This window comes from Streptomyces sp. NPDC031670 (assembly GCF_055580545.1).
In genome coordinates, this window is sequence record NZ_JBVILC010000007.1 from 230,733 (window position 1) to 243,133 (window position 12,401).

The following is a 12,401-nucleotide window of genomic DNA, read 5'->3' on the forward strand; positions in this document are numbered from 1 at the left end:
CGGTGGCGGCGGCTTGGCTAAGCGCTTGCTCAGAGTTTGAAAGACGAAGTTACCCGGCGGTCACTCGCACTGTCCAGAGTGAGCCTCAGCACGTCCATGCGCACTCCGTAGGGCGAGCCACAGCTCCGTACGGACGTCCATGTCGTCCAGGTCCGCGTCCAGCAGCGCCGCGCAGCGGGCCACGCGCTGGCGGACGGTGTTGCGGTGCACCCCGAGGGCCACGGCCGTGCGGTCCCAGCTGCCGTGCAGCGAGAGCCAGGTGCGCAGCGTCGTCACCAGCGGCTCGGTGAGCGGGGCGAGCAGCGCGCGGGCGTACGCGGCGGCCTCCTCCGGGTCCACCAGCGAGGCGTAGCCGCCGGTGCGGTGGCGTACCAGCGGTGTCCGGGCGGCCTCGGCCCGGCGCAGGGCCCGCGCCGCCTGGGCATCGGCCGCGGCCAGCTCCCCGGCCGCCACGGGCGCGCTCACGCCCAGCGTCCAGCCGGCGCGCGCGGCCACCTCCCGCCCGCCGGGGACGAGTACGCGCGCGTGGCCGCCGTCCGCCTCCACCAGCGGGCTGCCGAGGTCGGGCGGGTCGCCCTCGCCGCGCGCGTGGACGACGGTCCAGGGCCCCTCGCCGAGCAGTGGCGCGACCTCGGCCGGGGCCGCGCCGAGCAGCAGCCGCACCAGCGCGGCCGAGCGGACGGCCTCACCCGCGCCCTGGCGCTCCGCGGTGAGCAGCGAGAGCAGTACGGACGCGACCCCGGCCACGGTGTGGTCGCCCGCCTCGCGCCCCTCGGCCACGGTCCCGAGCACCAGCTGCCGCGGTCCGGTCAGGGCGTACGCGGCGAGGTGCGGGCCCGCGCCGGTGTCGGTGGCGGACGCGGGGGAACCGGGGGTGCCCGGGGCCACCACCACCGCCAGCCGGCGCAGCGCCGCCGCCGCGCGCGGGGACGGCTCCGGGCCGGCCGCCCGCAGGACCTCGCCCCCGGGGCCGAGCAGCCCCGCCCAGCCGTCGAGCCCGACCGCGAGCTGGTGCAGGACCGCCGGGACCGGGTCCGGGCGGGCCGCCGCCGCGGCGAGCCCCTGCTGAGCGCGGGCGACCCGGCGCAGCTCATGGTGGCGGGCCCGGGTCATCAGGCCCCACACCGCGCGGGCGACCGCGGTGAAGGTCGTGGTCGGCGGCACTTCGAGCAGCGGCAGCCCGTGCCGCTCGCAGGCGTCGACCAGCGCCGCCGGGACCGTGTCGTACACGGGCGTGACGCCGAAGCCGAGCGCCGCCGCGCCCGCCTCGGCGACCCGCGCCGCGTACCGCTCCGGGTCGCTGAGCTGCACGCCCGCGGTCAGCAGCAGCTCCCCGCCGAGCAGATACGGATACGGGTCGGCCATCTCCGAGGTGTGCACCCAGTGCACATCGGCCTCGGGCGGCCCTGCGATCCGCCGCAGACCGAGGTCGGTGCGGGTCAGCAGGGCCGACAGCGGCACGGGAGGGGTGGGAGGGACGGAGGAGTCCGGCATGGTGGAGGATCCATCCATCATCGGTGTCGGGAGTGGAGGAAACGTACACTTCAGTGTCGCTGCCCGGCGACCTATCGTCGTGGTGAACCGCATGAACCGTGTGAAGTGCGCGAACTGCACAGATCGCATGAATCGCTGAAACGAAGGGCCATTCACATGAGCAGCAACGGAACGCCGCGCGGTCCGATCGACTCGTCCCGCGTCCCGCGGTACGCCGGTCCCGCGACCTTCGCCCGGCTGCCCCGCCTCGACGAGGTCGGCACCGCCGATGTCGCCGTCGTCGGCGTGCCCTTCGACAGCGGTGTCTCCTACCGGCCCGGCGCCCGCTTCGGCGGCAACGCCATCCGCGAGGCCTCCCGGCTGCTGCGCCCCTACAACCCGGCCCAGGACGCCTCGCCCTTCGCGCTCGCCCAGGTCGCGGACGGCGGTGACATCGCGGTCAACCCGTTCAACATCAACGAGGCCGTGGACACCATCGAGGCCGCCGCCGACGACCTGCTCGGCACCGGCGCCCGGCTGATGACGCTGGGCGGCGACCACACCATCGCGCTGCCCCTCCTCAGAAGCGTCGCCAAGAAGCACGGCCCGGTCGCGCTGCTCCACTTCGACGCGCACCTGGACACCTGGGACACCTACTTCGGCGCCGAGTACACCCACGGCACCCCGTTCCGCCGCGCGGTCGAGGAGGGCATCCTCGACACCGAGGCGCTCTCCCACGTCGGCACCCGCGGCCCGCTCTACGGCAAGCAGGACCTCACCGACGACGAGAAGATGGGCTTCGGCATCGTCACCTCGGCCGACGTCTACCGCCGCGGCGCCGACGAGATCGCCGACCAGCTGCGCCAGCGCATCGGCGACCGCCCGCTCTACATCTCCATCGACATCGACTGCCTCGACCCGGCGCACGCCCCCGGCACCGGCACCCCGGAGGCGGGCGGCATGACCTCCCGCGAGCTCCTGGAGATCCTGCGCGGCCTGGCCTCCTGCAACCTGGTCTCGGCCGACGTCGTCGAGGTCGCCCCGGCGTACGACCACGCCGAGATCACCTCGGTGGCCGCCTCCCACACCGCGTACGAGCTCACGACGATCATGTCCCGGCAGATCGCGGCGGCCAAGGCCGCCAAATGACCCACGACCACGACCTGGTGCTGCGTCCGACGCCGCGCCAGGTCGAGGCGGCCCTCAACCCGCCGCCCGGCCGCATCGGCGGCGACCTGGTCGTCGAGACCCTGCGGGGACTCGGCGCCACCACCGTGTTCGGCCTGCCCGGGCAGCACGCGCTGGGGATGTTCGACGCGCTGCGCCGCTCGTCGATGACGTACGTGGGCCTGCGCATGGAGAACAACGCGGCCTTCGCCGCCGACGCCTACGGCCGGGTCACCGGCGAGGCGGCGCCGCTGCTGCTCTCCACCGGGCCCGGCGCCCTGATGTCGCTCGCCGCGCTCCAGGAGGCAGCCGCGGCGAGCGCCCCGGTGCTGGCCGTCTGCGCCCAGGTGCCCACCGCCGGGCTCGGCGGCGGACGCCACGGCCATCTGCACGAACTGCGCGACCAGCAGGCCGCGTTCCGCGACGTGGTGAAGTCGGTGCACCCGGTGCGCGCCCAGTCCCAGATCCCCTCCGCGCTCGCGGCGGCCTGGGAGTCGGCGCTCACCGCCCCGCACGGCCCGGTGTACGTGGAGATCCCGCAGGACGTCCTGCTCGCCGAGACCGCGCTGCCGGTCGTCACGGCCGTGGACGCGACCCCGCGCGACCTGGTGCCCCGCCCCGAACTGACCGCCCTGGCCGCGCACCTGCTGGAGAACGCGGCCCGCCCCGTGATCGTCGCGGGCGGCGGGGTGGTGCGCGCCGACGCCGCCGGCAAGCTCCGCGCGCTCGCCGAGCGGCTGGACGCGCCGGTGGTCACCACCTTCGGCGGCAAGGGCGCGTTCCCCTGGGAGCACCCGCTCTCGCTCCAGTCCTGGATGGAGGACCGGCACACCACCGACTTCCTACAGGACGCCGACGTCCTGCTGGTGGTCGGCTCGGGGCTGGGTGAACTCTCCTCGAACTACCACACGTTCCGGCCGCGCGGCCGGGTGATCCAGATCGAGGCCGACCTCGGCAAGCTGGAGTCCAACCACCCGGCGCTCGGCATCCACGCGGACGCCCGGATCGCGCTCTCGGCGCTCCTGGAGAGCGTGGGTGAGCGCACCGACCCGGCGGCGGCCGAGGCGGTACGGGGCGTCCTGGCCCGGGTGCGCGAGCGCCTCGACGGGCAGGGGCTCCAGGCCGAGCGGCGAATCCTGGAACAGGTGCGCGCGGCCCTGCCCGCCGACGCGCCCAGCTTCTGGGACATGACGATCCTGGCGTACTGGGCCTGGTCCGCCTGGCCGGGCGCGATGCACTCGGCCCAGGGCGCCGGCGGCCTCGGCTACGCCTTCCCGGCGGCCATCGGGGCCGCGGCGGCCGATCCGACCCGCCCGGTGCTCGCGGTCAGCGGCGACGGCGGCGCGATGTACTCGATCGCGGAGCTCGCCACGGCGCGCCAGTACGACGCGCCGGTCACCTGGCTGATCGTGGACGACGGCGGCTACGGCATCCTGCGCGAGTACATGACGGACGCCTTCGGCACGGCCACCGCGACCGAGCTGGACCGCCCCGACTTCGTCGCGCTCGCCGAGTCCTTCGGCGTCCCGGCGGTCCGTACGAGCGAGGAGGCGCTCCGGGACGACCTGGCCGCGGCGCTGGCCGCCCCCGGTCCCTCGGTGGTCGTCCTGCCCGCCGTACTGAGGATGTTCGCGCCCACGCACCGGTGACGGAGGCCGGCGATGCGAGGGAGGCGGGCGATGCGACGAAGTCCGCCTTCTTCCGCGTGCGCGAGGTACAACCTTTCGGCCCTCGGTGAGTCATCTGAAGCGAGCACGTCACAACGACGTGCTCGCCTCAAGACGTATCAGGGGACGGGGACGCTTTGCCCAGGAAACTCCGCACATCCCGCATATCCCGCCGGGCGCGCCGCGGCGCGCTCTCGGTGGCCGTCGCCGCGGGCGTGCTCGCGCCGGTGGCCGCGGGCGCGACACCGGCCGCCGCCGCGACGACGGTGAGCTGCACCTCCGCCAAGGCCGGACTCGCGGCCAGGCTGACCAACGACATCACCTCCGCGCTCAAGGGCCACGCCTCGCTGACGGCCGTGGCGCTGTACGACCGCTCGACCGGCACCAAGTGCGAGCTGCGCGCGACCGACACCTTCGACTCCGCGAGCGTGATCAAGGCCACCGTGCTGGCGACGCTGCTCTGGGACGCCGGCAACCACCACCGCTCGCTCACCTCCAACGAGCGCGCGCTGGCCACGAAGATGATCACCGAGTCGGACAACGACTCGACGACCGCGCTGTGGAAGCAGCTCGGCGCCTCCAAGGTGTCGGGGTTCCTCAAGGCCGCCGGGATGACCCAGACGACGCCGGGCTCCGACGGCTACTGGGGCCTGAGCCGGGTCTCCGCCCGCGACCAGGCCAAGCTGCTCGCCCTGCTGACCTCCCGCAACCCGGTGCTCAGCGACGACGCCCGGGAGTACGAGCTGGGCCTGATGAACCGCGTCCGCTCGGACCAGCGCTGGGGTACCCCCGCGGGGGTCCAGGGCGGGACGACCGTGCACGTCAAGAACGGCTGGCTGCCGCGCGCCACGCACGGCTGGCGGGTGCACAGCATCGGTGCCTTCACCGACGGCGGCCACGACTACGGCCTGGCCGTCCTCACCGAGGACAACAGTTCGATGAGCCAGGGCATCAGCACCATCGAGGCCGTCGCCCGCGCCGTCCACGCCGATCTCGGCCGCCCGGCCGAGGGCGGCAAGCCCTGGCACCCGCCGAAGTGGCAGAAGCCGACGCCGGTGAGCGAGGCCATCCCGCCGGTGCCCGAGGCACCCGCGGGCCGCGACCTGGTCACGGTGGTCCCGACCCGCTAGGGCCCCGGCACGCCCCCGGAAAACCCGCCCGGTCCCCAGCGACCGAGGCGGGTTTTTAGTCGCCGTACGTTGCGGCGGGATGAAATCCGCCGGTGACGGCGTTGGAGCCTTCCGGCGGAGCGGACACACGGGAGGCACCAGTGGCGGCGGCAGAGCAGGGGTGGGCACGACGGCTCACCGGGTACGCCTGGCGGTACCGGCGGGATGTGCTGCTGGCCCTCGGGTCGTCGCTCGGCGGCATGGCGGTGATGGCTCTGGTCCCGCTGGTCACCAAGGTGATCATCGACGACGTGATCGGGGCCCACACCCGGTCCCTGGCCGTGTGGACCGGGCTGCTCATAGCCGCGGCCGTGGTCGTGTACGTCCTGACGTACATCCGCCGCTACTACGGCGGCCGGCTCGCCCTCGACGTCCAGCACGACCTGCGGACCGAGATGTACGCGACGATCACCGGGCTCGACGGGGGGCGTCAGGACGAGCTCTCCACCGGCCAGGTCGTCGGCCGCGCCACCAGCGACCTCCAGCTCATCCAGGGCCTGCTCTTCATGTTGCCGATGACCATCGGCAACATCCTGCTCTTCGTGATCTCCCTCGCGGTCATGGCATGGCTCTCGCCGCTGCTGACCCTGGTGGCGCTGGCCGTGGCGCCCGCGCTGTGGTTCATCGCCAGGCACAGCCGCAACCGGCTCTTCCCCGCCACCTGGTACGCCCAGGGCCAGGCGGCGGCCGTCGCGGGCGTCGTCGACGGCGCCGTCTCGGGTGTCCGGGTGGTCAAGGGGTTCGGGCAGGAGGAGCAGGAGACCGGCAAGCTCCGCGAGGTCGGCCGCAGGCTCTTCGCGGGCCGGCTGCGCACGATCAAGCTGAACTCCCGCTACACCCCCGCCCTCCAGGCCGTGCCCGCGCTGGGCCAGGTCGCCATGCTGGCGCTGGGCGGCTGGCTCGCCACCCGGGGCGAGATCACCCTCGGTACCTTCGTCGCGTTCTCCACGTATCTGGCGCAGCTCGTGGGTCCGGTGCGGATGCTGGCCATGGTCCTCACCGTCGGTCAGCAGGCGCGGGCCGGCGTCGAGCGGGTGCTGGAGCTGATCGACACCGAGCCGTCGATCGCGGACGGCACCAAGGAACTGCCCGCGGACGCGCCCGCCACCGTCGAGTTCGACGACGTGAGCTTCGCGTACGAGGACGGGCGGCCGGTCCTGGACGGCTTCTCCCTGGAGATCGCCCCCGGTGAGACCGTCGCCGTGGTCGGCGCCTCCGGTTCGGGCAAGTCCACGGTGTCGCTGCTGCTGCCGCGGTTCTACGACGTCACCCATGGCGCGGTCCTGGTCGGCGGCCACGACGTGCGCGAGCTGACGATGGCCTCGCTGCGCTCCGCCATCGGCCTGGTCCCGGAGGACAGTTTCCTCTTCTCCGACACCGTGCGCGCCAACATCGCGTACGGCAGGCCCGACGCCACCCAGGAGGAGGTCGAGGCCGCCGCGCGGGCGGCCCAGGCGGACGGGTTCATCTCGGACCTGCCCGAGGGCTACGACACCACCGTCGGCGAGCACGGTCTGACCCTCTCCGGCGGCCAGCGCCAGCGAGTGGCGCTGGCGCGTGCCATCCTCACCGATCCGCGTCTGCTGGTCCTGGACGACGCCACCTCGGCCGTGGACGCGCGCGTGGAGCACGAGATCCACGAAGCCTTGAAGACGGTGATGGCCGGGCGCACCACGCTGCTCATCGCGCACCGCCGCTCGACCCTCAACCTCGCCGACCGCATCGCCGTCCTCGACGAGGGCCGCCTCGCGGCGCTGGGCACCCATGAGGAGCTCCAGCGCGACTCGGCGCTCTACCGCCGTCTGCTGACCGACCCGGACGAGCTGGGCGCGGTCTCGCCCGGCCACATCGTGGCGGTGGAGGCGGTGGAGGACCACACCGTGCGGGAGGAGCTGGACGCGGAGTTCGACGCCGAGCGGGGCATCACGCCGCCGCTGTGGATCCGCGAGGACAAGCCGGTCTCCGCCGCGCCCGGCGGGATGCCCGCCACCCCCGAGCTGCTGGCCCAGGTCGAGGCGCTGCCCCCGGCCACCGACACCCCCGGCGTCGACGAGGCCAGGGCCGTGCGGCCCGAGACGTCCTACGGGCTGCGCCGGCTGCTGAAGGGCTTCGGCCGGCCGCTCTGCGTCAGCCTGGCGCTGGTCGCGGTCGACGCGGGCATGTCCCTGCTGCTGCCGGTGCTGATCCGGCACGGCATCGACCAGGGCGTCACCAAGCTGGCGCTCGGCGCGGTGTGGGCGGCGGCGGGTCTGGCCCTGCTGACCGTGGTGATCCAGTGGGCCGCGCAGTTCGGCGAGACCCGGATGACCGGACGCACCGGTGAGCGTGTCCTCTACAGCCTCCGGCTGAAGATCTTCGCCCAGCTCCAGCGGCTCGGCCTGGACTACTACGAGCGCGAGCTGACCGGCCGGATCATGACCCGGATGACCACGGACGTGGACGCGCTGGCCACCTTCCTCCAGACCGGTCTGGTCACCGCGTTCGTCGCCGTCGTCACCTTCTTCGGCATCATGCTGGCGCTGCTGGTCATCGACCTCCAGCTGGCGCTGGTCGTCTTCGCCACCCTGCCGCCGCTGATCCTGGGCACGTACTTCTTCCGCAAGCAGAGCGTCAAGGCGTACGAGCTGGCCCGCGAGCGGGTCGCCGGGGTCAACGCCGACCTCCAGGAGTCGGTGAGCGGACTGCGGATCGTGCAGGCCTTCGGCCGCGAGCGCGACGGCGCCGAACGGTTCACCGCCCGCAGCGCCGACTACCGCGCCGCCCGTATCCGCGGCCAGTGGCTGATCTCGGTGTACTTCCCCTTCGTCCAGCTCCTGTCGTCGGTCGCCGCCGCGGCGGTGCTGATCGTGGGCGCCCACCGGGTCGACGCGCACACCCTCACCACGGGCGCGCTCGTCGCCTATCTGCTCTACATCGACCTGTTCTTCGCCCCCGTACAGCAGCTCTCGCAGGTCTTCGACGGCTACCAGCAGGCGGCCGTCTCCCTCAAGCGCATCCAGGAGCTGCTGCGCGAGCCGACCTCCACGGCGGCGGCCGGCGCACCGAAGGAGGTCCCCTCGCTGCGCGGCGAGATCGCCTTCGAGGACGTCGACTTCCGTTACGGGGACGAGGAGGAGGCCCTGTCGGGTGTGAACCTGCGCATTCCGGCCGGGCAGACCGTCGCCTTCGTCGGCGAGACCGGAGCGGGCAAGTCCACGCTGGTCAAGCTGGTCGCGCGGTTCTACGACCCCACCGGGGGCCGGGTCACCGCCGACGGCACCGACCTGCGCGACCTCGACCTCACCGCCTACCGGCACCGCCTCGGGGTCGTCCCCCAGGAGGCGTACCTGTTCGCCGGGACCGTCCGGGACGCCATCGCCTACGGGCGGCCCGACGCCACGGACGCCCAGGTCGAGGCCGCCGCCCGCGCGGTCGGCGCACACGACATGATCGCCACGCTGGACGGCGGCTACCTCCACGAGGTGGCCGAGCGGGGCCGCAACCTCTCGGCCGGACAGCGCCAGCTGATCGCACTCGCCCGCGCCGAGCTCGTCGACCCGGACGTGCTGCTCCTGGACGAGGCCACCGCCGCCCTGGACCTGGCGACCGAGGCCCAGGTCAACCAGGCCACCGACCGGCTCACCGGCCGCCGCACCACGCTGGTGGTCGCCCACCGCCTCACCACGGCCGCCCGCGCGGACCGGGTCGTGGTGATGGACCACGGCCGGGTCGTCGAGGACGGCACCCACGACGAACTCCTCGCCCGGGACGGGCGCTACGCCAGCCTGTGGCGCACCTTCATCGGCGAGGACGAGCCCGCCGCGGTGTGAGCGTCTGAGTACGCGCACACAGACGAATGAGTACCGGGGACGGTCCGCGCGGCGGGCCGTCCCCGGTTGGATCGGGGCATGACCACGAAGACCGCGTTCACCCCCGCCCCCGTCCCGAAGAGCTCCGGGGCCCGGCTGCGTACGGCCGCCGTGCTCTCGGCGTTCGGGCTGATCCCCGCCGTCGTGCTGGTCGGGCTGGCCGTGGCCAGTTCCGAGCGGTTCTCCCGGTGCCTGACCTACGGCGACTACTACACGGACTGCGCCTCGCACGGGGCGAGCGCCACGCAGATGAGCTGGGCGCTGTGGGCCGCCGGTCTCGCGTTCGTCCTCGTCCTGGCCGTGCCCGGCCGCGCCCGGCGCGCCAGGGAGCTGCGGACGGCGGGGCTGTGGGTACAGATCGTGGCCGAGGCGGTCTTCCTGGCGATGCTCGGGAGCAACGCCTGACGAGCCGCTCCGCCTCCGGCGCAACCGTGGGTAGCCCCCGCGCGTCCGTACCCACATACGTTCATGTGAGGGAAGGAGGCACGGGTGTTCGGTGGGGGAAGGCGGGCGCTGCGGGACCGGGCAGGACCGGGGCTGGTGGTGCTGCTGGCGACGGCGGCCCTGACCGTGCTCGGACCGGGCGCGGGCAGCGCGGACGCGGCGGCCTCGTGCGGCGGACGGCAGGTCAGGACGGTCTCGTTCGCCACCGGCGAGCTGCGGGTCTACAAGACGCACGGCTACGCGTGCGCGGTGTCCGTCGCCAAGTCGCCCGGCGCCAGACGGCAGATGTCCGTGACCATCCAGGCGCGCGGCGGCGGTCCGGTCTCCGACAGCGGCCAATTCACCCGGCAGGCGGGCCCGGTCACGGTGCACGCCATCAACCGCTGTGTACGGGCCTCGGGTTCGGTGGCGGGCAGGGGCGGCTCAACGGGCTGGATCCTGTGCTGAGACGGCCCTGAGGACGGGATGACAACGCTGCCATGACGGCCGGCGGTACAACGGGGTCTGGTCGCACTGGTGTTGCCCCCGCTAGGTTCACGACGATCACGTCACGTCGTGACCCCAGGGGAGAGTGCATGCGCAAGACGCTCAGATGGCTTCTTTCACTCGTCGTGCTCATAGGCACGGTGAGCGTGGCGGGAGCCACGGCAGGGGCGGCCACCGCCGCCGAGCCGGACATCAAGGACCGCATCCTGGCGATACCCGGGGTGAGCCTCATCGAGGAGAAGCCCTACGCGGGCTACCGCTACTTCGTCCTCAACTTCACCCAGCCCGTGGACCACCACCATCCGAAGGCGGGCACCTTCCAGCAGCGGATCACCCTGCTGCACAAGGACACCAGCCGCCCGACCGTCATGTACACCAGCGGCTACAGCGTCTCGACCAACCCCAGCCGCAGCGAGCCGACCCAGATCGTGGACGGCAACCAGGTCTCGGTCGAGTACCGCTACTTCACCCCGTCCCGGCCCGCGCCCGCGGACTGGAGCAAGCTGGACATCTGGCAGGCGGCCAGCGACCAGCACCGCGTCTTCCAGGCCCTCAAGCCCCTCTACGGCAAGAACTGGCTGACCACGGGCGGCTCCAAGGGCGGCATGACGGCGACCTACTACAAGCGCTTCTACCCCCGCGACATGGACGGCGTGGTGGCGTACGTCGCGCCCAACGACGTCGTCAACGACGAGGACTCCGCGTACGACCGCTTCTTCAAGACGGTCGGCACCAAGGAGTGCCGCGACAGGCTCCAGGCCGTGCAGCGCGAGGCGCTGGTGCGCCGCAAGCCGCTGGAGGCCAAGTACGCCGAGTACGCCAAGGCCCACGGCTACACGTTCACCACCACCGGCTCCCTCGACAAGTCGTACGAGGCGGTCGTGCTCGACTACGTGTGGGCGTTCTGGCAGTACAGCCTGCTGTCGGACTGCGCCACCATCCCCGCGGACGCGCCGCACGCGACCGACCAGGCGATCTGGGACACGGTCGACACGATCTCCGGGTTCTCCTTCTACACCGACCAGGGCCTGGAGCCGTACACGCCGTACTACTACCAGGCCGGCACCCAGCTGGGCTCGCCCACCATCGAGCAGCCCTGGCTGCGCGGTCTGAGCCGCTACGGCTACCAGCCGCCGCGCCACTTCGTCCCGCGCTCCATCCCGATGCGCTTCCAGCCGTCGGCGATGGCCCACGTGGACACCTGGGTGCGCCACCACGCCGACCACATGCTGTACGTGTACGGCCAGAACGACCCGTGGGGCGCGGAGCGCTTCCGTCTCGGGCGCGGGGCGCGCGACTCGTACGTGTTCACGGTCGCGGGCGGCAACCACGGCTCCAAGGTCGCGGGTCTCGCGGCCGGGGAGAAGTCGACGGCGACCTCGGCGATCCTGCGCTGGGCGGGTGTGCCGGCGGCGACCGCGGCCCAGGCCAGGCCGCTGGCGTCCTTCGACGCGCGGCTCGACCGCCCGTCCGTCGAGCGGGAGCCGACGCTGCGGCCGTAGCACCACGGCTCACAGCCGCCGCGCGCACCCCACCCTGTCCCCGCCCCCCGGCAGCTGCACATAGAGCGCCGTGGAGGCGGGGCAGTCGGGGCGGCGCGGCACCGCCGAGGTGACCTCGAACTCGGCGGGATGGGCGCCGGACCCGTCGCACGGCGTCTCCTTCACCAGGTCCGGCCCCGCGTGGTACACGCAGTCGCCCACCACGGTGTAGGGGCCGCCGCCCATGCCCGGGTCGCCCGGGTGGGGCGCCTCCAGGTTGCGCATACAGGCGTAGCCGGAGGCACCCTCACCCCCGATGTACAGCACGAAGTCCGTGTCCGCCGGGCAGCCCGCCGCCCCGGCCGCCCGCGTCCCCTCCCGGCGCGCCAGGACCCGGGCCACCGCCCGCTCGCTGGTGCACGGCACCTCGCGGAACGTCCGCCCGCGTGCCGCGCAGTCCCCGGCCCCGAGGAAGGTGGCGCCGTAGGACGGCGGCACGGAAGAGGCGGGGACGGCCGCGTCGCCCGGGTCCTGCCGACAGCCCGTCAGCAGCAGCGTCCCGGCCCAGAAAACGGCCGAAACGGCCCGAACCAGTCTTGTGGCACCGTACTCGTACATGTCCGACCCCCCGCTCCAGCGTGACGTGTCACGCCGAGAACACGCCAG

At 73.2% G+C, this 12,401-nt stretch carries 9 protein-coding genes; 7 read left to right on the top strand and 2 right to left on the bottom strand.

Translation table 11 applies throughout. From position 1 onward, the window contains the following. Positions 1 to 60: 60 nt before the first annotated feature. Positions 61 to 1,494 (bottom strand): PucR family transcriptional regulator, encoded by a 1,434-nt coding sequence (locus ACZ5ID_RS16185; protein ID WP_468897802.1) that lies wholly within the window; start codon positions 1,492 to 1,494, stop codon positions 61 to 63. 156 nt (positions 1,495 to 1,650) lie between these two features. On the opposite strand from ACZ5ID_RS16185, the gene speB reads away from it, so the two are divergent. From speB to ACZ5ID_RS16220, 7 genes are all read left to right on the top strand, one after another. Next, positions 1,651 to 2,622, top strand: coding sequence for an agmatinase (gene speB, locus ACZ5ID_RS16190; protein WP_468897804.1), 972 nt, complete (start codon positions 1,651 to 1,653; stop codon positions 2,620 to 2,622). Then, on the top strand, positions 2,619 to 4,289 hold the full coding sequence (locus ACZ5ID_RS16195; RefSeq protein WP_468897806.1) for a thiamine pyrophosphate-binding protein: 1,671 nt from the start codon (positions 2,619 to 2,621) through the stop codon (positions 4,287 to 4,289). Before speB ends, ACZ5ID_RS16195 begins: the two co-directional genes overlap by 4 nt. A 155-nt stretch (positions 4,290 to 4,444) precedes the next feature. Beyond that, positions 4,445 to 5,437 carry a serine hydrolase gene (locus tag ACZ5ID_RS16200; RefSeq protein ID WP_468897808.1) on the top strand — a complete coding sequence of 331 codons (993 nt, stop codon included), beginning with the start codon at positions 4,445 to 4,447 and terminating at the stop codon, positions 5,435 to 5,437. A gap of 140 nt (positions 5,438 to 5,577) precedes the next feature. Then, on the top strand, positions 5,578 to 9,285 hold the full coding sequence (locus ACZ5ID_RS16205; protein WP_468897810.1) for an ABC transporter ATP-binding protein: 3,708 nt from the start codon (positions 5,578 to 5,580) through the stop codon (positions 9,283 to 9,285). 78 nt (positions 9,286 to 9,363) lie between these two features. Then, positions 9,364 to 9,729, top strand: coding sequence for a hypothetical protein (locus ACZ5ID_RS16210; protein WP_468897812.1), 366 nt, complete (start codon positions 9,364 to 9,366; stop codon positions 9,727 to 9,729). A gap of 84 nt (positions 9,730 to 9,813) precedes the next feature. Next, positions 9,814 to 10,215 carry a hypothetical protein gene (locus ACZ5ID_RS16215; protein ID WP_468897814.1) on the top strand — a complete coding sequence of 134 codons (402 nt, stop codon included), beginning with the start codon at positions 9,814 to 9,816 and terminating at the stop codon, positions 10,213 to 10,215. 128 nt (positions 10,216 to 10,343) lie between these two features. Beyond that, on the top strand, positions 10,344 to 11,756 hold the full coding sequence (locus tag ACZ5ID_RS16220) for a S28 family serine protease (RefSeq protein WP_468897816.1): 1,413 nt from the start codon (positions 10,344 to 10,346) through the stop codon (positions 11,754 to 11,756). Positions 11,757 to 11,765: 9 nt separating this feature from the next. On the opposite strand, the gene ACZ5ID_RS16225 is transcribed toward ACZ5ID_RS16220, so the two are convergent. Next, positions 11,766 to 12,353: a hypothetical protein gene (locus ACZ5ID_RS16225; RefSeq protein ID WP_468897818.1), complete on the bottom strand. Its 588-nt coding sequence runs from the start codon at positions 12,351 to 12,353 to the stop codon at positions 11,766 to 11,768. Between the last annotated feature and the right edge of the window lie 48 nt (positions 12,354 to 12,401).